Genomic DNA, 19529 nt, shown 5'->3' on the forward strand with positions numbered 1-19529 from the left:
TGAACGGAGTCAGGCCGAGGGGTGGCCGACCACGCCCTTCCGGAGCAGTGCGTTGCCGTACTTGCGCGTCTCCCCCGTGCGCACCATGAGGTACGCCTCCTTCGCGACCTCGTAGTACGCGAAGCGCTCGACGAAGCGCGTGGTGTCGAGCTCCGTACCCGCCGCGGCCATGAGCTCGCGTTGCACATCCAGCACCTCGCCGTCGGCCGAGGTCATCAGGTCGATGCCGGGCGCGTCGTCGAGTGGCAGCACGCTGCGGATCGCGGCCACGACCTCCGGCGTCGTGGTCCCGGGAAGGTCGACCACCCGTGCGCCCAGTCCCCACGCCGGGAAGTGCGCGTCGGCGACGACCACCGCGTCGGAGTGCCCCATCTGGTCGAGATGCAGCAGCAGCTCCCCGGTCAGCAGCGGGTGGATTCCTTCGAGCACGGCGGCTCCTCTCGATCGGGGGGTCAGGACGCGGGGATCAGGCCCTCGGCGGCGAGGTTCTCCCACAGCGCGGAGGGGATCTGCAGCGAAGCGTACTCGGCGTTCTGCCGGAGCTGCGCCGGACGGCTGCCCCCGACGACCACCGAGCGCACCACGTCAGACTGCAGCGGGAACTGGATCGCCGCGGCCGGCAGGGGCACATCGTGATCGGCGCACACCGCGGCGATGCGCACGAGGCGGTCCCACAGCTCGTCGGGGAGCTGCCCGTACTCGTAGCGGCCATCGCGTCGCGGCTCGTTCGAGGCGAGCAGGCCGGAGTTGAACACCGACGCCGCGACGATCCCGGTCCCGGTCTCGCGGCACGCGGGCAGCACGTCGACCGCGGCGGGCTGCTCCAGCAGCGTGTACCGACCGGCCACCATCACGAGGTCGAGGTCGGCCGAACGCACCGATGCCGCGAGGGCGTCCGACACCATCGAGCCGATGCCGATCGCGGTTACCTCACCGTCGGCGCGCAACTGCTCCAGGGCGGGAAGGGCCTCGGCGAGCGCGAGGTCGAGGTCGTGCCGCTCCGGGTCGTGCAGGTAGAGGAGGTCGATGCGCTCGATGCCCAGGCGCTCGCGCGACTCCTCCAGGCTCGTCCGGATGCCGTCCGCCGAGAAGTCCCACACGCGCTGGAGGTCGTCCGGCACGTGGAAGTCGTTCGCGGTGTCGAGGCCGCCGGCGTGGTCGGGGTTCGGGCGCAGCAGACGGCCGACCTTGGTCGAGAGCACGTACTCGTCGCGCGGCTTGGTCTGCAGGAAGGCTCCGAGTCGGCGCTCGGACAGCCCGAGGCCGTAGTGCGGAGCGGTGTCGTAGAAGCGGATGCCGCTCTCCCACGCCGCGTCCAGCACCGCCCACGCGTCGTCGTCGGACAGCTCACGGAAGAGGTTGCCGACGTTCGCGGCACCGTAGCCGAGGGTCGGGACGGTCAGGCGCTCAGGCGTGGACATGCGCACCCGTCCAGGTGTACTCCGCGATGCTGTCGGCCTTCATCTCCATGCCCGTACCCGGCGCGGTCGGAGCCATGTAGGAGCCGCCCTGGATGTCGGTCGGCACGACGAAGTGCTCGTGCAGGTGGTCGACGAACTCGATCAGGCGGCCTTCGCGAGTGCCTGAGACGGCGACGAAGTCGAACATCGACAGGTGCTGCACGGCCTCGCACAGCCCCACGCCGCCGGCATGCGGACACACCGGCACGTCGAACTTCGCCGCGAGCAGCAGGTTGGCGATGTTCTCGTTCACTCCCGCGACGCGGACGGCGTCGATCTGCATGACCGAGATCGCGTCGGCCTGCAGGAGCTGCTTGAAGATCATCCGGTTCTGCGCGTGCTCACCGGTGGCGACACGGATGGGCGCGACGCCGCGGGCGATCTCCGCGTGCCCGAGGATGTCGTCGGGGCTGGTGGGCTCCTCGATCCATGCGGGGTGGAACTCGGCGAGCGCGTTCACCCACTCGATCGCCTCGGAGACCTCCCAGCGCTGGTTCGCGTCGATCGCGATGGGGAAGTCCGGGCCGCACACTTCCCGAGCCTTCCGGAAGCGGCGGATGTCGTCGTCGAGGTCGGCGCCGACCTTGAGCTTGATCTGCGTGAATCCGTCGGCCATGGCCTCGCGGGCGAGGCGCTCGAGCTTCTCGTCGGAGTAGCCGAGCCAGCCGGGGCTGGTCGTGTAGCCGGGGTAGCCGGTGGCGAGGAGCTGCTGCTCGCGCTCGGCCCGCCCGGGCTCCGCCGCGCGCAGGATCTCCAGCGCCTCCTCGCGGGTGAGGGCGTTGGTGAGGTACCGGAAGTCGACGAGGTCGACGAGCTCCTCCGGGGTCATCCGGGCGAGGAGCTGCCAGAGCGGCAGGCCCGCGCGCTTGGCCTTGATGTCCCACAGCGCGTTGATGACGGCGCCGATGGCCATGTGCATGACGCCCTTCTCCGGCCCCAGCCAGCGGAGCTGCGAGTCGCCGATGATCTCGCGGAACGTGCCGCCCATGTCATCGAGCAGCGGTTCGATCTCCCGCCCGACGAGGTGTCCGGCGAGCGCGTCGATGGCCGCGACCTGCACGTCGTTGCCGCGGCCGATCGTGAAGACGAAGGCGTGCCCCTCGATGCCGTCGCCGGCGTCCGTGCGGACGATGACGTACGCGGCGGAGTAGTCGGGGTCCGGGTTCATCGCGTCGGAGCCGTCGAGGCTCAGCGACGTGGGGAAGCGGATGTCGGTGGTGTCGAGGGCGACGATACGGCTCACGGGGTTCCTCTCCACGCGCGGGTCGTTCTTCCGCGCGGATCTCTTGGAGTGTAAACATCCGATGTCTATACTGTCAACGAGACCGGCCGCTGAGCAGCGGCCTCCCGAACGATCAGGAGAATCATGAAGTTCGCGCGGCTCGGCACCCCAGGAGCGGAGATCCCCGTCCTCCTGGAGGGTGACCGCTACCTCGACCTCCGCCCGGTGACATCCGATGTCAACGGCGACTTCCTTGCGGGAGACTTCGTCGCCCGCGTCGCCGCCGCCCGCGACGCCGGGGAGCTCCCCGAGCTGCCGGACGCCGCGACGATGCGCATCGGCGCCCCGATCGCCCGCCCGAGCGCGGTGATCTGTATCGGGATGAACTACGCCGCGCACGCCGCGGAGTCGGGGTCGGAGCCGCCGACCATCCCCATCATCTTCCTCAAGACGCCCAACACGGTCGTCGGCCCCAACGACGCCGTGACGATCCCGCGCGGGAGCGAGAAGACCGACTGGGAGGTCGAGCTCGGCATCGTCATCGGCGCCCGCACCGCCTACCTCGACTCCCCGGAGGAGTCGATGGCGCACGTGGCCGGCTTCGTCGCCGCGAACGACGTGTCGGAGCGCGACTTCCAGATGGCGGTGTCCGGCGGGCAGTGGTCGAAGGGCAAGATCGCCTTCGGCTTCAATCCCACGGGTCCCTGGCTGGTCACCCCGGACGAGGTGGACCATCAGGCGCTCGGCCTCCGCAGCTTCGTGAACGGCGAGCCGCGGCAGGACTCGAACACGAGCGACATGATCTTCACGGTCGAGCAGATCGTGCACCACCTGTCGCAGTACGTGACGCTCGAGCCCGGTGACCTGATCCTCACCGGCACCCCGCAGGGCGTGGCCCTGTCCGGCACGTACCCCTACCTGGCCGCGGGCGACGTGGTGGAGATCGAGATCGACGGCCTCGGCCGCCAGCGCCAGGACTTCATCGCATGGGAGGCAGAGAAGTGACCCTTCGAACTCAGGGAACCGACGCGGAAGGCCTCGTGGCCATCGTCACCGGTGGCGCCTCCGGCATCGGCGCGGCGATCGCCGACCGTCTGCACGCGGACGGCGTCACCGTCGCGGTCCTCGACCGCGACACCACCCACGCCGACGAGCGGTTCGCCGCGTTCACCGCCGACGTCTCCGACCGCGCGAGCGTGGACGCCGCCGTCGCCGCCGTCGCCGAGCGCTTCGGCCGCATCGACATCGTCGTCAACAACGCCGGCATCGGTGCGCAGGGCGACATCGCCGCGAACGACGACGACGAGTGGGCCCGCGTCCTCTCCATCAACGTCACGGGCATCGCTCGGGTGACCTCGGCGGCATTGCCCTGGCTGCGGAAGTCCCCCGCCGCCGCGGTGTGCAACACGGCCTCGATCGCCTCGACCACCGGGCTCCCGCAGCGGGCGCTGTACTCCGCGTCGAAGGGGGCCGTGTCGGCGCTGACTCGCGCGATGGCCGCCGATCATCTGCGCGAGGGCATCCGCGTCAATGCGGTCAACCCCGGCACGGCGGACACCCCCTGGGTCGGACGACTGCTCGACTCCGCGGCCGACCCCGCCGCCGAGCGGGCCGCGTTGGAGGCACGGCAGCCCCACGGACGACTCGTGAGCCCCGACGAGGTCGCCGCCGCGGTGGCCTACCTCGTGAGTCCCGGCGCGGGCTCCACCACGGGCACCTTCATCGAGGTCGACGGGGGGATGGCGCAGCTCCGCCTCCGCCCCGAGTGACTCGATCCTCCCGACGGCCCGGTGTCTCCCCGCGAGACCCCGGGCCGTTCTCGTCCCGTCCCGCCCCAGCCGGGATCAATTCCGCTCCCTCCTCCCGCCCCGCACGCCCCTTTCTCATCCTGCACGCCGCCTCGCCGCGCGGGCGGGATCAGAATCGCTCCCCGACGCCGCGGCCGCGGACCGTTTCCCATCCCGCACGCCACGAGGCGCCCAGGAGGGACGACCGTGAGCGGTACAACGCCCATCCGGCCGGGATCAAGAGCGGGCCTGGACGGGGCTCCGGAGGTGGCATATTGCACTCGCCCCGCGTAAGGGGGGAGGGGGGCTAGAGGGAGTAGACGGAGGTGGCGGTGGCGTGGAAGAGGGCGTCGTGATCGATGCCGCGGGACGTGGCCCAGGCCGCCACGGCGTCGGCCCAGCGGCTGCGTGCGGACGGCTGATACACCGGAGAGCCGTCGGCGGAAGCGCGGGGATCGTCCGGCACCGCGGGGCCGACCGCCGACACGGGCCAGTCGCTCCCCCACATCAGGCGCTCGGGACCGAAGACGTCGGCCGCGGTGTCGAGGAAGGGCTCGAGCTGCGCGAGGCTCCAGTCCCCTCCGGCCTCCGCGGGCAGTCCGGACACCTTGCAGAACACCCCGGGGTGTCGCGCGAGCTCGGCGAGGTCGCGCTCCCACTCCACAGAGGGCGTGCGCGGAGCAGAAGCCGTCCCGACCTCCGGCTTGCCGAGGTGATCGAGCACGATCCGCAGCTCGGGGATCGCGCCGGACAGTCGTGCGACGTCGGGGAGCTGCGCGGCACGTACGCACGCGTCGAAGGTCCACCCGTGCGCCGCGACCTCGCGGGCTCCGGAGATGAAGGCCGACGAGAGCATCATGCCGTCCGGCTCCCCCTGCAGCAGATGACGCACGCCGACCACGAGGGGCTCCGCGGTGAGGCTCTCCAGGTGCACCGTGGTGTCGGTGCCGCGATCGAGCCGAGCGCCGGCGACGATGCCGACCACCCCGAGGCGTTCCGCCTGCCCTGCCACCCACCGCACCTCCGCGAGGAAGTCGTCCTCGGCGGTCTCGGCCTGCACGAACACGGCCCGCTCGTCCGTGGCCCGCTCCACCCGCGCATGCTCGAACTCGACGGCACCGAAGCGCCGCGCGAGCGGCCCCTCGAGCCACGTGTACCCGAGGGCCTCCGGGTCCCACAGGTGCAGGTGCGAGTCGAGGATGCGCATGCCCCCATCCTGCCGCAGACATCGGATGTTGTGCGAGGATGAGCGCCATGGCAGTGACGGACGAGGCGATCGAGAAGATCAAGGCGATGATCGTGTCGGGCGAACTGGCCCCCGGCGATCGCCTGCCCCCGGAGAAGGAGCTCTCCGAGCGCCTCGGCCTCTCCCGCAACTCGATGCGCGAAGCGGTCAAGGCACTGGAGGTCATCCGCGTGCTCGACGTCCGTCGTGGTGACGGCACCTATGTCACGAGCCTGGAGCCGCACCTGCTGCTGGAGGCGATCGCGTTCGTCGTGGACATGCACGACGACGACTCGATGCTGGAGATGTTCGCCGTCCGCCGGATGCTCGAATCGCAGGCCACCGGGCTCGCGGCGACCCTGGGCACGGACGAGGCGATCGCGGCCCTGCAGGACGAGGTGGAGGCCGTCGACGCCTCCGTCGGCATCGAGGAGCTCGTCGACCACGACATCCGCTTCCACCGCGAGATCGTGGGCATGGCGGGCAACGCCTACCTCGCGAGCCTCATCGAGCACCTGAGCAGCCAGACGGTCCGGGCCCGGGTATGGCGGGGGCTCACGGAGGGCGGCGCCGTGGAGCGCACCCTGTCGGAGCACCGCGCCATCGCCGACGCCATCGCCCAGCGCGACTCGGCACTGGCCACCTCCCTCGCCACGGCCCACATCGCGGGTGTCGAGCGGTGGTTGCGGCAGGCCGCCTCGGCCTGACCCGTCAGGCGCCGAGTCGCTCCATCGCGGCGTCGAACTCGGCCGCCGAGCTGTCGCTGACCTCGTGGAACAGCACCTGGTCGAGCACGTCGGGCGCGGCGGTGAAGTAGGGGACGCCGGCAGCGCGCAGCCCGGTGATGTCATCGGCCGTCCGCAGCGACGCGGCGAGGACGTTGGAGGCGCTGCCCGCGCACATCTCCTGCATCCGGGCGATGAGGGCGTCGCCGTCCATGCCCGCGTCGCGCATGCGCCCGAGGTAGGGCGCGATGTACTGGGCACCGATCGAAGCGCACGCGAGCGCCTGCGCGACGGAGTAGACCGCCGTGACGAGGACCGTGGCCCCGTCACGGACGAGGGCGGAAGCGGCAGCGAACCCGGCTGCGGTCGCGGGCACCTTCACCGCGACGCGGTCGCCGAGCGCGCGGATGCCCTCCGCGTTCCGGAGGAAGGAGGCGGTGTCACCACCCCACGTCTGGAAGAACACCTCCCGGGCGCCCTCCTCGACCCAGCGGGCGTAGAGGTCGGGGATCTCCCCAGCCGTCCGCCCGCCACGCTCGAGGATCGTGGGGTTCGTCGTGACACCGTGCACGACCCCCGCGGAGAGCAGCCGCGCGACGCGGTCGGTGTCGGCGCTGTCGACGTACAGGCGGGGCGCGATCGCGGTCATCGGGGTCTCCTCGCGGGCAACCTGTCGTTACAGGTGGGGCTTCGGCTAATGTAATGACAGCTCCCGAACCTTGTCAAAGACCGGGAGTCCCGCGCTGTCGAGGAGGATCAGGAGCGAGATGACACCCGCACACCCCGGCGACCGCTCCGGCGTCGTCATCGTCGGCAGCGTGACGGCCGACGTCACGACCTTCTCCCAGCGGCTCCCGGCCCGCGGCGAGACCATCCTCGGCGACGAGTTCACGCTGATGCTCGGCGGCAAGGGCGCGAACCAGGCCGTCGCGGCGGGACGCTCCGGCGCCCGCACGAGCTTCGTCGGCTGCGTCGGCGACGACCTGTTCCACGACCTCGTGGTGGACGGTCTCACCGCCGCCGGCGTCGACCTCGCGCACCTGCGCACCGTCCAGGGCCCCACCGGCATCGCGCACATCCGCGTCGACGCCTCCGCGCAGAACGACATCGTCATGGTGCCGCTCGCGAACGCCGCCCTGAGCACCGAGCAGATCGACGAGGCCCTCGCAGCGCTCGCCCCCACGACCTCGGTGCTGCTCACCCAGCTCGAGACCCCGTCCGCCCTGACCGCCCACATCACCGCCCGGGGACGCGAGCACGGCATGACCGTGATCCTCGATCCGGCACCGGCGGCGGAGCTGGCAGCGGAGATCTGGCGGAGCATCGACATCGTCACCCCGAACGAGACCGAGGCATCGCTCATCAGCGGCATCCCGGTGACCGACGCCGCCTCCGCCGAACGCGCCGGACACTGGTTCCTGGAGCAGGGTGTGGGCGCCGCGGTCATCACGCTGGCCGGACAGGGGTCGTGCGTCGTCACCGCCGAGGGCGCCACCGTCGTCCCGCCGTTCCCCGTGGAGGCCGTCGACACCACCGCCGCGGGCGACGCCTATGCCGGCTACCTCGGCGCCGCGCTCGCGAGCGGAGCGGCCCTCACCGATGCGGTGCGGCTGGCGACCGCCGCGGGCGCCCTCACCGTCACGAAGCAGGGGGCCTCGCCCAGCCTCCCCCACCGCGCCGACGTCGAGGCCTTCCTCGCCGCGCGCACCGCGGCCCCCGTCGCGAACTGAACCAGGAGCACACGATGCGCAAGACCTCGACCACGATCAACCCCGCGCTCTCCCGCGTCATCAGCGAGACCGGGCACACCGATCTGATCGTCGTGACCGATGCCGGGCTGCCGATCCCGCCGGGCGCCGAGCGCATCGACCTCGCCTACCGCCCCGGCGCCCCCGCCTTCCTCGACGTGCTCGACACGGTGCTCGCGGAGCTCGTCGTCGAGGGCGCGACGGTGTCGGCCGAGGTCGCCGAGAAGAGCCCGGAGGTGCTCGACGCCCTGCGCGAGCGCTTCGCCGATGCGGGGTTCGAGATCGAGCTGGTCCCGCACGTCGAGTTCAAGCGGCGCACGCACGCCGCCCGCGCCTTCGTGCGCTCCGGGGAGTTCACCCCGTACGCGAACGTGATCCTGCACGCGGGGGTGGCGTACTGATGTCCCTCATCGAGGACGCCATCGACCGCCACAGCGCGGCGCCCATGTACGACCAGCTCCGGCAGCTCATCATCGACGGCATCGCCCGCGACGGTCTGCAGCCGGGCGATCCTCTTCCCGGCGAGCACCGGCTGTGCGAGCGCTACGGCATCTCCCGCACGGTCGTTCGGCAGGCGTTGGCGCAGCTCGAGCACGAGGGACTCGTCGAGCGCGTGAAGGGCAAGGGCACGTTCGTCTCCCGCCCGCGCACGAGCGAGAGTCTCGTGCACACACTCGTCGGGCTGTACGACGACGTCGAGCGGCGCGGCGGCCATGTGCACAGCGACGTCCTCCGCCGCGAGCAGACCGTCGCGGACGAGGAGGTCGCCCTGGCCCTGGAGGTGCCGGTCGGATCGCCGGTGATCGTGCTGGAGCGGCTGCGACACGTGGACGGCGAGCCCTGGTCGCTCTCGACCACGTGGATGCCCGAGGCGGTGGGGGCGGTGACGCTCGGCGCGGATCTCACCGAGGCGTCGCTGTACCGGCTGCTCGCCGACCACGGCATCATCGCCACGCACGGCGTCCGCTCGGCCGAGGCGACGGTCGCCACGCACGAGCAGGCTCAGCACCTCGGTGTGAGCGCCGGCTCCGCCCTCCTCCGCCTGCGCAGCATCAGCCGCAGTGAGGACGGCGTGCCGATCGAGTACTTCATCGCGTACCACCGCGGCGACCGCTCGCGCTTCGAGTTCCAGCTCCAGCAGGAGCAGTCCCAGGCGTCGTTGATGCACGTGGACGGATCGGGCGGCGCCTCCCCCGCGGGCACGGTGGGCTGACAGCGGCCCCGGTACGCTCGAGGCATGAGCGACTGGACCAGCACCGCGATCGCCCTGCTGGAAGCCGATGCCAACCGCAGCGCCGACACACACCTGCACCTGTTCCCGCTGCCGCCGGAGTGGGGCATCGACCTCTACCTCAAGGACGAGTCGGTGCACCCGACCGGCTCGCTCAAGCACCGCCTCGCGCGCTCCCTCCTCCTCTACGGGCTCGTCAACGGGCGCATCCGTGAGGACACGACCCTCGTGGAGTCCTCGAGCGGATCGACCGCGGTGTCGGAGGCCTACTTCGCCCGCATGCTGGGGCTGAAGTTCATCACCGTCGTGCCCCGGTCGACGGTGCAGGAGAAGATCGACCTCATCGAGTTCTACGGCGGAACCTGCCACTTCGTCGACCGCCCGGAGGACATGTCGTCGGAGGCCCAGCGCCTGGCGGCGGACTGCACCGGGCACTACCTCGACCAGTTCACCTTCGCGGAGCGCGCCACCGACTGGCGCGGCAACAACAACATCGCCGAGAGCGTGTTCAGCCAGCTCGCCCAGGAGCGGCATCCGATCCCCCGCTGGATCGTCACGGGCGCCGGCACCGGCGGCACCAGCGCCACGTTCGGCCGCTATGTGAAGTACCGCCGCCATGACACCCGGATCGCGGTCGTCGACCCCGAGGGCTCGGCCTTCTACGACGGCTGGGCGGGCACGGTCGACCCGCCGGCGGGACGCCCGAGCCGCATCGAGGGCATCGGGCGGCCGCGGGTGGAGGCCTCGTTCGTGCCGTCCGTGATCGACGAGATGATCCAGGTGCCGGACGCGGGCTCCATCGCCGCGATCCGCCTTCTCCGCGAGCGCACCCTGCACTGGGCAGGCGGGTCCACCGGCACGAACCTCTACGGCGCGTTCCAGCTCATCGCCCGGATGCGTGCCGCGGGCGAGACCGGAAGCGTCGTGACCCTCATCTGCGACAGCGGTGTGCGCTACGCCGGCACGTACTACTCCGACGACTGGGTGGCGCAGCAGGGGTGGGACCTCGCCCCGCACCGTGCGCGGTTGGAGCGGTTCCTGGAGACCGGGGTCTGGGCGGAGTGATCCCCGGGTTACGCTGACCCCATGACCACACTCATCCTCACCGTCGCGGGTGCCGATCGTCCTGGCCTCGTGGCCGCCGTCGCCGATGTCGTCGATGCCCACGGCGGCAACTGGGAGAACAGCTCCCTCGCCGAGCTCGCCGGCACGTTCGCGGGTGTCATCGAGGTGTCCGTGCCGACGGAGCGCACCGGGGAGCTCGAGACCGCGCTCCGGGCGATCCAGGGCCAGGGGCTGCTCACGCTGTCGGTGCTCACCGGCACGCCGGGGCCGTCGGAGGACGAGGAGCAGCTGATCGTGATGCAGGTGCTCGGCAACGACCGCCCCGGCATCGTGCGGGAGGTGTCGGCGGTCCTGAACGCGCACGCCCTGAGCATCGAGGAGCTCACGACCGAGACCCGGGAGGCCGCGATGGCCGGCGGGCGACTGTTCGAGGCCTCGGTGATCGCGAAGGTCCCGCCGACGGTCGACCTCGACGCCCTGCGCGGCGACCTCGAGCGCCTCGCGTCGGAGATCCAGGTCGACATCACGCTCGGCTGACCCCGTTCGAATCGCCTGAATGGCTCTATCCCGCCGCCGGATGGGACCGATCGCGCGATTCGAACGCGGTCAGAGGCCGGAGTACCGCCGCACCCAATACTCGGTGTAGGCGACGTGGGCGGACGCGGCGGCGGAGGCTGCCACCGGATCCGCGGCGGCGAGGCCGCGCAGGATCGCGCGGTGACCGGCATCGGAGTGGATCTTGAGCTCCGCGGCGTCCTCGGGGTCGGAGATCCGGTAGGCCCGGGAACGGGAGCGCAGCACGTCGATCAGGCTGGTCAGGGCCTCGTTGCCCGCGACCGAGGAGATGGCCATGTGGAACTCGTGGTCGAGGCGGGACTGCGCCTCGAAGTCCGTCGTCGACTCGATCTCCGTGAGCACCTCGTCGAGTGCGGCCACCGTGTCCTCGTCGATGCGGGCCGCGGCGAGCGCCGCCGCATGCGGCTCGAGCACCCGTCGGAGCTCGGTCAGCTCCAGCACCCCCGCCATCGGCAGCAGCCCGACCGTGAGCGAGAGACTGCCGATGAGGTCGGCCGCGCGGAGCTCGCTGACGTAGCTCCCGGAGCCGTGCCGCGTCTCCAGCACGCCGAGCGCGGCGAGAGTCCGGATGGCCTCACGCAGCGACCCCCGCGAGACGCCGAGCCGTTCGCACAGCTCTCCCTCGCTCGGCAGCCGGTCGCCGGGGCGCAGAGCGCCGTCGGCGATGAGGGCCCGCAGCCCGTGCAGCGCCGTGTCGAGTGCGCTCATCGTCATCCTCTCCGCCACTCCCCCACCCCTCGTGAAGTCTGTCGGACACACCGGCGGCCGCAAACTCGTATGACAACTATGTTTCATCTTCGCGCTTTCGTAGCCAAAATCGAAGGCGTGTGGCAAAGTTGTGCAACAACTCGCCCCCACTCACCGATGAGGTCCGATGCCCGCTCCGCAGTTCCCCGCTCCGCTCACGCTGAACTCCGGCCTGCGGGCGCGCGACGCCTGGCCTCTCGACCCGACCGTGATCCACCTCAACCACGGGTCCTTCGGGGCGGTGCCGTCGGTGGTCGTCGCCCACCAGGACGCCCTGCGCCGCCGCGCCGACCTGAGCCCCGTCGAGTGGTTCCCGCGCATCGCGGAGCGCGTGCAGGAGGCGAGGCAGCGGACGGCTCCGTTCGTCGGCGCCCGCGCGGAGGACAGCGTGTTCGTGCCCAACGCCTCCGCCGCGGCCACCGTCGTCTACAACGCCCTCCAGCTCGAGAGCGGCGACGAGATCCTCGTCACCGACCAGGGCTACGGGGCCATCACCATGGGAGCCGAGCGCCTCGCCCGCCGGTTCGGCGCCGCCGTCCGCACGGTCGCCCTGCCCCTGCTCGCCGATGACGACGAGATCGTGGAGCTGTTCGCCGACGCCCTCACCCCGCGCACGCGGCTGCTCGTCGTCGACCAGATCACCTCGCCCACGGCTCGCCTGCTGCCGACCCGCCGCATCGCCGACCTCGCGGCCGAGCGCGGCGTGCGCACCCTGGTCGACGGCGCCCACGCCCCCGGCCTCATCCCGGACGCGGCGGCCGTCGCCGGCGGCGACTGGTGGTTCGGCAACCTGCACAAGTGGCCCTGCGCCCCGCGCGGCTCCGCCCTCCTGGTCACCACCGCCCCCGACCGCGACGAGCTCTGGCCGCTGATCGACTCCTGGGCCGCGCGGGAGCCGTACCCTGAGCGCTTCGACACGCAAGGCACGATCGACGCCACGACGTACCTCGCCACCCCCACCGCGATCGAGTTCATCGAGGCCGAGTTCGGATGGGCGGCCGCCCGCGAAGCCATGGCCGCGCGCGCCGACGCGGGGGCCGAGCTCATCGCCGAGGCCCTGCGCCCGTTCGGCGACGAGGACCCGCTGACCCGCCTCCCCTCACCGGTGCCGTCCATGCGCCTCATCCGGCTGCCGCTCGGTCTCGGCGCCACCCGCGAGGAGGCCGACGCGCTGCGCATGGACCTCCTCGACGAGGTCGGCGTGGAGACCGCGTTCACGAGCTTCCGCGGCGTCGGCTACTTCCGCCTCTCCGCGCACCTGTACACCGAGGCCGCCGACGTCGAGGCGTTCGTCGAGCGCTGCGTCCCGGCGATCCTGCGCCGCGCCGGCATCCGCCCCGCGGACGCCCTCATCCTCCCCTGACCCGCATCACCTCCCGCACGACCCACCCGAACACCCACCCACCCCCACCGAGAGGCACATCGTGAAGAACAAGATCTTGACGACCGCAGCCGGAGTCGGCACCGTCGCCGTCCTCGCACTCACCGGCTGCTCCGGAGGCTCCGGCTCGTCCGGCGGCGACGGCAGCGTCACGCTCCAGATGGTCGAGAGCCTGACGAACCCGGCACGCACCGAACTCCTCCGCGGACTGCTCGACGAGTTCGAGAAGGACAACCCCGACATCACCGTCACCCTGGTCTCCCCGCCCACCGAGCAGGCCGACCAGAAGATCCAGCAGATGCTGCAGTCCGGCAAGGGCGTCGACGTGCTCGAGGTGCGCGACATCACCGTCGGGCCGTTCGCGAACAACGGCTGGCTGTACGACCTGGGCGACGATCTGAAGGAGTGGGACGGCTGGGACGCCCTGACCGAGAACGCGCAGTCGGCATCGGTCGCGGAGGACGGCAAGAGCTACTTCGTCCCCTACGGCTTCTACGGCCTGTCGCTCTTCTACCGCACGGACCTCGTCGAGCAGGCCGGCTTCGACGGCCCGCCGCACAGCTGGAAGGACCTGCTGGAGCAGGCGTCCGCCATCCAGGACCCGTCGAACAACATCTACGGCTACGCCTTCCGCGGCGGCCAGAACGCCAACAGCAACGTCGTCGCGGCGATCGAGGCCTACACGATCGACGGCCTCGACACGGAGGACGCGTTCCTCATGGAGGACGGCTCGACGATCTTCGCCGCGCCCGAGGCCCAGGAGGCGGTCGACGACTACTTCGACCTCTTCAAGGAGGCCTCGCCGCCGTCCGCCGTCTCGTGGGGCTACCCCGAGATGGTCGCCGGGTTCACCAACGGCACCACCGCGTTCCTGCTGCAGGACCCGGAGGTCATCGCGACGGTGCAGGACTCCTCGCTGACCGAAGACCAGTGGGACACCGCCCCGCTGCTCGTCGGCCCGTCCGGCAAGGCCGCACAGCCCCTCGCCGTCGCCGGCTGGGGTGTCGCGGAGAACAGCGAGCACAAGGAGGCGGCGGTCAAGCTCGTCGAGTTCCTGTCGTCGGCCGAGCCCGCCACCGAGTTCGCGCAGGCGAACAGCCTCGTCCCGATCATCGCGGCCGCCGCGGACGACGAGTTCTACTCGACCGGCCCCTGGACGAGCTACGTCACCATGACCGAGGACCCGGAGACCTACGTCAACGTGCGTCAGCCGCGCGGGGTGAGCTGGTGGACCGAGTGGATCCAGAAGTCCGACCAGGACGTGCAGAGCGTGCTGCTCGGCAACATGTCCACGAAGGACCTCCTCGCCTCGTGGGACGCGTTCTGGACCGAGAAGTACGCCGCGGAGAAGGGTTGATCCGTGGCCCGCACCATCCGTGAAGGGGGCTCCGTCGGCACCGCCGGCGGGGCCTCCCCGGCATCGCGTCGTCGGCCGTTCCGGGGTCGCACTGCGCTCACCCTGCTGGCGTTCCTCGCGCCGGCGATCGTCTTCGTCTGCTGGTTCACGTACTGGCCGATGCTGCAGGGCGCCCGCATGGCGTTCCACGACTGGAACCTGTGGGACCTCACGTCGACCCCGTTCGTCGGCATCGACAACTTCCTCGCCGTCTTCCGGGACCCGGCGTTCCCGACCGTGGCGTGGAACTCCGTGCTCTGGGTGGTCGGCTCGCTCGTGCCGCAGCTCGTGATCGGCTTCCTCATCGCTCTCGCCCTGCGCAAGCGATTCCGCTTCCGCGGGCTCTACCAGGCGCTGGTGTTCTTCCCGTGGGCGGTGTCCGGCTTCCTGATCGGCATGCTGTTCCGCTGGATGTTCAACGCCGAGTTCGGCGTCGTCAACGACCTGCTCATGAAGGCGGGGCTGATCGACGCGCCGCTGCCGTGGCTGGCCGATCCGAAGCTCGCGATGTTCGCCGTGATCGTCGCGAACATCTGGTACGGCGTGACCTTCTTCGCGATCATGATCCTCGCGGCCCTGCAGTCGGTGCCGGACGAGATGCTGGAGGCGGCGAGCCTCGACGGCGCCGGCAAGGTGCGGCAGCTGTTCTCGATCATCATCCCGTACATCTCGATGACGTTGCTGCTGACGATCCTGCTGCGCGTGATCTGGATCTTCAACTTCCCCGACATCATCTACGCGATGACGAACGGCGGCCCGGCCAACCAGACCCACATCATCACGACGTGGATGATCAACTACACGCAGCAGGGCAACTACGGCATCGCGAGCGCCATCGGGCTCATCGTCGTGGCCTTCCTCATGGTGTTCTGCGCGTTCTACCTGATGGCGATGCGGAGAGTGCAGCGATGACCATCACCTCATCCGTCCGGACCGGCTCCTCGGTCACGGAGACCCGTCGCATCACGGTGCCCGACCCGAAGGCCGCCCCGCGCCCGAAGCCCCGCGTCACGGTGGGCGGCGTGGTGCGCATCGTCGGCCTGGGGCTGTGGCTGCTCATCACGCTGTTCCCGCTGTACTGGATCACGCTCACCGCGTTCAAGTCGCCGGGCACGATCAACCGCTTCCCGATCGAGTACTGGCCGAGCGAGCCCTCGCTCGACAACTTCACGAGCCTGTTCGAGAAGAGCTCGTTCGGGACGTTCCTGGCGAACTCGGCCATCGTGGCGGTGTCGGCCGGCGCGGTGGCGACGCTCATCGCCCTGCTCAGTGCGTACGTGCTGGCGCGGTTCGAGTTCCGCGGCAAGGGGGCGGTGCTCATCGCGTTCCTGCTGACGCAGATGATCCCGGCGTTCATCGCCCTGGGACCGCTGTACTCGATGATGACCGACCTGGGACTCGTCGACACCAAGCCGGGGCTCATCCTCGTCTACATCGCGATCTGCATCCCGTTCTCCACGGTCATGCTGCGGGGCTTCTTCGAGAACGTCCCCGACGCGCTGGAGGAGGCGGCGATGATCGACGGCTGCTCGCGCCTGGGTGCCCTGTTCCGGGTGCTCGTGCCGGTGATGACGCCTGGCATCATCGCGGCGTTCATCTTCAACTTCGTGAACTGCTGGAACGAGCTGTTCCTGTCGGTCGTGCTGATGAACACCGACGCGAACCGCACCGTCCCATCGGCGCTGAACGGCTTCATCTCCACGTTCAACATCGACTGGGGCTCCATGAGCGCCGCGGCCGTGCTGACGATCCTCCCGACGATGGTGATGTTCGCCCTCGCCAGCCGCTGGATCGTCCAGGGCCTCACGGCCGGGGCCGTCAAGGAGTAACCCGCCCGAAGAGCGCAAATGGTCCCATTCCGTCGCGGAATGGGACCATTTGCGCTCTTCGAAGGCTTAGACGAGCCGGGACTTCGGCGACACCGAGTACGTGTGCTCGGCGTCGCGGTTGACCGTGTCGCCGAGAGCCTCGTCGATCGCGGTCATCGTGTCGGCGTCGAGCTTCACGCCGGAGGCCTTGACCGTGTCGGCGAGCTGCTCCGGACGGGAGGCGCCGACGAGGGCCGCTGCGACGTTCGGGTTCTGCAGCACCCACGCGATCGCGAGCTGCGGCATCGACAGCCCCGCCTGCTCCGCGATCGGCTTGAGGCGCTGCACCGCGGTGAGGATGTCGTCCTGCAGGAAGCTCTTGATGAAGCCCGCGCCCGAGTTCTGGTCGGTCGCCCGCGAGCCCTCCGGCACCGGCTGCCCCGGCAGGTACTTGCCGCTGAGCACGCCCTGCGCCATCGGCGACCAGACGATCTGCGAGATGCCGAGCTCCTCCGACGCGGGGACGACCTTGCCCTCGATGACCCGCCACAGCATCGAGTACTGCGGCTGGTTCGAGATGAGCTGGATGCCGAGCTGCTTCGCCAGCGCGTGCCCGTCGCGGAGCTGCTCCGCGGTCCACTCCGAGACGCCGATGTAGAGCGCCTTGCCCTGCCGCACGATGTCGGCGAAGGCCTGGAACGTCTCCTCCAGCGGGGTCTCGTGGTCGAAGCGGTGCGCCTGGTACAGGTCGACGTAGTCGGTGCCGAGACGCTGCAGCGAGCCGTTGATCGACTCCATGATGTGCTTGCGGCTCAGGCCGGTGTCGTTCGGACCCTTGGGACCGGTCGGGAAGTAGACCTTCGTGAAGATCTCGAGGCTCTCGCGACGCTGACCCTCCAAGGCCTTGCCGAGCACGACCTCGGCGGCCGTGTTGGCGTACGTGTCCGCGGTGTCGAACGTGGTGATGCCGGCATCCAGGGCGGCGTGCACGGTCTTGACCGCCGCGTCGTCCTCGACCTGCGAGGCGTGCGTGACCCAGTTGCCGTAGGTGATCTCCGAGACCTTGAGACCGCTGTTGCCGAGATAGCGATAGTTGACCATGGACCAACGCTAGTCCCGCCAGGGGGACCGGCGGGCCGGATCGGCCGCGATCATCAAGCGGTGGCGGGCGAAGGTTCGCGGCGGCGGGACGTGACCGCGGCCCCGACCAGCACCCCGACCGCGGAGAGCGCGCTGACCGCGTACAGGGGCAGCGCCCACGGGGAGGCATCGGCGCCGCTGATGCCGAAGGTGTCGGCGAGCCCCATGCCGGGGCCGAACGACGCGACGAAGTAGGCCGGCGCCCCGCCCATGAGCAGCGCGAGGAAGGTCATGCCGGCCACCACCGCCGGAGCCCGCGTGAGGAGGCAGACGACCGCCGTCCCGACTCCCAGGCACACACCCGCGCCGAGGATGCCGAGGACGGTCTGCGGCATGAGGCTCTCTCCGGCGTTCGACATCGCGGCCCTGACCTCGTCGAGGGAGAGGCCGCCCGGCGCCGCGGCGAGCGGGTTCAGCACGAGGATCTGCACGGCGGCGAGCGCGGCGTACGCGGTGACGGCGAGCACGCCCGCCACGCAGATCCAGAGGGTGGGGCGCGGCACCGGTGTCATGCGGTCACCCTAGGCAGGGCTGCTGAGAGTCTCCCGGTACTCGCGCCAGGCGTCGCCCAAGCGGCGCACCCCCTCGGTGAGCACGTCGTCCGGCGCGGTGAACGGCAGACGCACGTGGTCGTCCGGGGCGGCGGCCGAGACCGCGAAGGCCCCGGTGCCCGCGATGGAGACCCCGTGCGCCGCAGCGATTCGCGCGAGTGCGGACGCGGAGCCCCGCGGCAGCGCCGCCCACAGCGAGAGTCCGCCCCGCGGAGCGTCGTAGGTCCAGTCCGGTACGTGCGCGGCCATCAGGTCCTGCAGCAGGAGGAGGCGTTCCCGGTGCACGCGACTGTTGGCGCGGCGGAGCTCCGTCGCATGGGCGATGAGGTCGAGGGCGAGGAGCTGGCCGGGCACGCTCGTGGACTGGTCGGCGAGCTGGCGCGCACCGCGCAGCCGTCGGACCAGGACGGGGTCGGCGCGCAGCCACCCGATCCGCAGCCCGGCCCAGGCCCACTTCGACACGGACTCGACGACGAGCACCGGGGCGTCCGGCCGTTCCGAGGCGAGCGTGGGCGGCACGATCCCGTCGAACGAGATGCCGGCGACGACGCGGTCCTCGATCACGGGCACCCCGTACTGCGCGGCGAGTTCGGCCACGCGATGCCGCGCCGCCCCGGGCAGACGCGTCCCCGTCGGGTTCTGGTGGTGCGGGTTGAGCGCGACGAGCACGGGACGCAGTCGGGCCATCGCCTGCTCCAGCGCATCGACGTCGAGGCCGTCCGCCCCCATCGGCACGCCGTGGACCGTCCCGCCGCGCAACCCCACGGAGTCGGTCACGCCCGGCCATGTGATCTCCTCCGCGAGGACGACGTCCCCCGGCTCCACGAGCGCGTTGACGACGAGGCTGATGGCCTGCTGCGCGCCGTGGGTCACGAGGATCTGCTCGGGCGTGGTCGGCGTCCCCTCGGCGCGGTACATGTCGGCGATGAGTTCGCGGAGGGCCGGGAGACCCGCGGGGTCGGTCTCCGGGAGCAGGGCGAGGTCGAGCCGCGGCTGGTGGTCGCGGATGAGCTGCACACCCAGATCCGGGATCTGCGGGACCGTGCGGAGCAGGTCGATCGCGTTGGGGAGTGCCGAGAACAGCGCCTCGCCACGTCCCGGACGGCGGTCGGCCGCGGGCGCCGTCCTCGCCCCCGACACCCTCGTCCCGCTGCCCTGTCGGCGCTCCACGAGACCCTGCTCCGCGAGGGACGCATAGGCGGACACGACCGTGCCCCGCGAGACCGCGACCACCGCGGCGAGGGCGCGTTCGGCAGGCAGGCGGTCGGCGGGGCGCAGCTCACCACTGCCGATCAGGGCGGCGATCCCTGCAGCGAGTCGGGTGGAGAGGGTGCCGTCGCCATGGGCCCAGCGGCCGAGGCGTGCGGCGAGCGCGGCCGCGGAGACCTCCCCGCCCTGGACGAGAGGGCCGGGGGCCGATCCGTGGGCCACCGGCGTCGCATTGGCCCTGTCGAGGGTGTCCATGAG

Annotated in this window: 21 protein-coding genes; 12 read left to right on the forward strand and 9 right to left on the reverse strand. The window is 70.9% G+C overall.

Features of this window, described 5'->3' with window-relative positions; translation table 11 throughout:
- Positions 1–9: 9 nt before the first annotated feature.
- From ACIGJI_RS13595 to ACIGJI_RS13605, 3 genes are read right to left on the reverse strand one after another with little or no spacing between them, the layout of a single operon-like run.
- On the reverse strand, positions 10–429 hold the full coding sequence (locus tag ACIGJI_RS13595) for an RbsD/FucU domain-containing protein (RefSeq protein WP_363446399.1): 420 nt from the start codon (positions 427–429) through the stop codon (positions 10–12).
- Positions 430–452: 23 nt separating this feature from the next.
- Positions 453–1421 carry an aldo/keto reductase gene (locus ACIGJI_RS13600; RefSeq protein ID WP_363446397.1) on the reverse strand — a complete coding sequence of 323 codons (969 nt, stop codon included), beginning with the start codon at positions 1419–1421 and terminating at the stop codon, positions 453–455.
- Positions 1408–2703: an L-fuconate dehydratase gene (locus ACIGJI_RS13605; RefSeq protein ID WP_363446395.1), complete on the reverse strand. Its 1296-nt coding sequence runs from the start codon at positions 2701–2703 to the stop codon at positions 1408–1410. The genes ACIGJI_RS13600 and ACIGJI_RS13605 overlap by 14 nt, the downstream gene beginning before the upstream one ends.
- A 123-nt stretch (positions 2704–2826) precedes the next feature.
- Here ACIGJI_RS13605 and ACIGJI_RS13610 point away from each other — a divergent pair, with 123 nt between their 5' ends.
- Positions 2827–3687 carry a fumarylacetoacetate hydrolase family protein gene (locus ACIGJI_RS13610; protein WP_363446393.1) on the forward strand — a complete coding sequence of 287 codons (861 nt, stop codon included), beginning with the start codon at positions 2827–2829 and terminating at the stop codon, positions 3685–3687.
- A complete protein-coding gene (locus tag ACIGJI_RS13615) occupies positions 3669–4451 on the forward strand; it encodes an SDR family oxidoreductase (RefSeq protein WP_363446391.1) in 783 nt (260 codons plus the stop codon). Before ACIGJI_RS13610 ends, ACIGJI_RS13615 begins: the two co-directional genes overlap by 19 nt.
- A gap of 325 nt (positions 4452–4776) precedes the next feature.
- On the opposite strand, the gene ACIGJI_RS13620 is transcribed toward ACIGJI_RS13615, so the two are convergent.
- The gene (locus tag ACIGJI_RS13620) at positions 4777–5676 is read right to left on the reverse strand and encodes an amidohydrolase family protein (protein ID WP_363446389.1); all 900 of its coding nucleotides are present in this window, start codon (positions 5674–5676) and stop codon (positions 4777–4779) included.
- A 47-nt stretch (positions 5677–5723) separates the two neighbouring features.
- On the opposite strand from ACIGJI_RS13620, the gene ACIGJI_RS13625 reads away from it, so the two are divergent.
- A complete protein-coding gene (locus tag ACIGJI_RS13625) occupies positions 5724–6401 on the forward strand; it encodes a FadR/GntR family transcriptional regulator (protein ID WP_187662527.1) in 678 nt (225 codons plus the stop codon).
- A 4-nt stretch (positions 6402–6405) separates the two neighbouring features.
- Here the strand turns inward: ACIGJI_RS13625 and ACIGJI_RS13630 are convergent, their stop codons facing one another.
- Positions 6406–7068, reverse strand: a complete 663-nt coding sequence (locus ACIGJI_RS13630; protein WP_268777033.1) for a transaldolase family protein — start codon at positions 7066–7068, stop codon at positions 6406–6408.
- Between the two features lie 118 nt (positions 7069–7186).
- Here ACIGJI_RS13630 and ACIGJI_RS13635 point away from each other — a divergent pair, with 118 nt between their 5' ends.
- The 5 genes from ACIGJI_RS13635 to ACIGJI_RS13655 are packed head-to-tail and all read left to right on the forward strand — an operon-like array spanning position 7187 to position 11000.
- Complete coding sequence (locus tag ACIGJI_RS13635) at positions 7187–8149, forward strand: ribokinase (RefSeq protein ID WP_363446386.1); 963 nt, start codon at positions 7187–7189, stop codon at positions 8147–8149.
- Between the two features lie 14 nt (positions 8150–8163).
- Positions 8164–8568 carry a D-ribose pyranase gene (rbsD, locus tag ACIGJI_RS13640; protein WP_187662530.1) on the forward strand — a complete coding sequence of 135 codons (405 nt, stop codon included), beginning with the start codon at positions 8164–8166 and terminating at the stop codon, positions 8566–8568.
- Positions 8568–9380, forward strand: coding sequence for a GntR family transcriptional regulator (locus ACIGJI_RS13645; protein WP_363446384.1), 813 nt, complete (start codon positions 8568–8570; stop codon positions 9378–9380). The genes rbsD and ACIGJI_RS13645 overlap by 1 nt, the downstream gene beginning before the upstream one ends.
- 24 nt (positions 9381–9404) lie before the next feature.
- Positions 9405–10463, forward strand: a complete 1059-nt coding sequence (locus ACIGJI_RS13650) for a PLP-dependent cysteine synthase family protein (RefSeq protein ID WP_363446382.1) — start codon at positions 9405–9407, stop codon at positions 10461–10463.
- A gap of 21 nt (positions 10464–10484) precedes the next feature.
- The gene (locus ACIGJI_RS13655) at positions 10485–11000 is read left to right on the forward strand and encodes an ACT domain-containing protein (RefSeq protein WP_363446380.1); all 516 of its coding nucleotides are present in this window, start codon (positions 10485–10487) and stop codon (positions 10998–11000) included.
- 69 nt (positions 11001–11069) lie between these two features.
- On the opposite strand, the gene ACIGJI_RS13660 is transcribed toward ACIGJI_RS13655, so the two are convergent.
- A complete protein-coding gene (locus ACIGJI_RS13660; protein WP_085605550.1) occupies positions 11070–11747 on the reverse strand; it encodes a FadR/GntR family transcriptional regulator in 678 nt (225 codons plus the stop codon).
- 166 nt (positions 11748–11913) lie between these two features.
- Here ACIGJI_RS13660 and ACIGJI_RS13665 point away from each other — a divergent pair, with 166 nt between their 5' ends.
- The 4 genes from ACIGJI_RS13665 (at position 11914) to ACIGJI_RS13680 (ending at position 16392) form a co-directional block, all read left to right on the forward strand.
- Entirely contained in the window at positions 11914–13149 is a 1236-nt protein-coding gene (locus tag ACIGJI_RS13665; protein WP_363446378.1) for an aminotransferase class V-fold PLP-dependent enzyme, read from the forward strand.
- Positions 13150–13210: 61 nt separating this feature from the next.
- The gene (locus ACIGJI_RS13670) at positions 13211–14524 is read left to right on the forward strand and encodes a sugar ABC transporter substrate-binding protein (protein WP_259954363.1); all 1314 of its coding nucleotides are present in this window, start codon (positions 13211–13213) and stop codon (positions 14522–14524) included.
- Between the two features lie 3 nt (positions 14525–14527).
- Positions 14528–15475 carry a carbohydrate ABC transporter permease gene (locus ACIGJI_RS13675; protein ID WP_187662536.1) on the forward strand — a complete coding sequence of 316 codons (948 nt, stop codon included), beginning with the start codon at positions 14528–14530 and terminating at the stop codon, positions 15473–15475.
- Positions 15472–16392 carry a carbohydrate ABC transporter permease gene (locus ACIGJI_RS13680; protein WP_205807907.1) on the forward strand — a complete coding sequence of 307 codons (921 nt, stop codon included), beginning with the start codon at positions 15472–15474 and terminating at the stop codon, positions 16390–16392. The genes ACIGJI_RS13675 and ACIGJI_RS13680 overlap by 4 nt, the downstream gene beginning before the upstream one ends.
- Before the next feature lie 66 nt (positions 16393–16458).
- Here the strand turns inward: ACIGJI_RS13680 and ACIGJI_RS13685 are convergent, their stop codons facing one another.
- Genes ACIGJI_RS13685 through ACIGJI_RS13695 form a run of 3 tightly spaced genes read right to left on the reverse strand, consistent with a single transcriptional unit; the run spans position 16459 to position 19526 of the window.
- Positions 16459–17472, reverse strand: a complete 1014-nt coding sequence (locus ACIGJI_RS13685; RefSeq protein WP_187662537.1) for an aldo/keto reductase family protein — start codon at positions 17470–17472, stop codon at positions 16459–16461.
- 53 nt (positions 17473–17525) lie between these two features.
- Complete coding sequence (locus ACIGJI_RS13690; RefSeq protein ID WP_259954366.1) at positions 17526–18023, reverse strand: hypothetical protein; 498 nt, start codon at positions 18021–18023, stop codon at positions 17526–17528.
- 9 nt (positions 18024–18032) lie between these two features.
- Positions 18033–19526, reverse strand: a complete 1494-nt coding sequence (locus ACIGJI_RS13695) for a PLP-dependent aminotransferase family protein (protein ID WP_363446373.1) — start codon at positions 19524–19526, stop codon at positions 18033–18035.
- Positions 19527–19529: the final 3 nt, after the last annotated feature.

The sequence above is a fragment of the Microbacterium sp. NPDC064978 genome, assembly GCF_044543605.1.
GTDB classification, from domain to species: domain Bacteria; phylum Actinomycetota; class Actinomycetes; order Actinomycetales; family Microbacteriaceae; genus Microbacterium; species Microbacterium meiriae.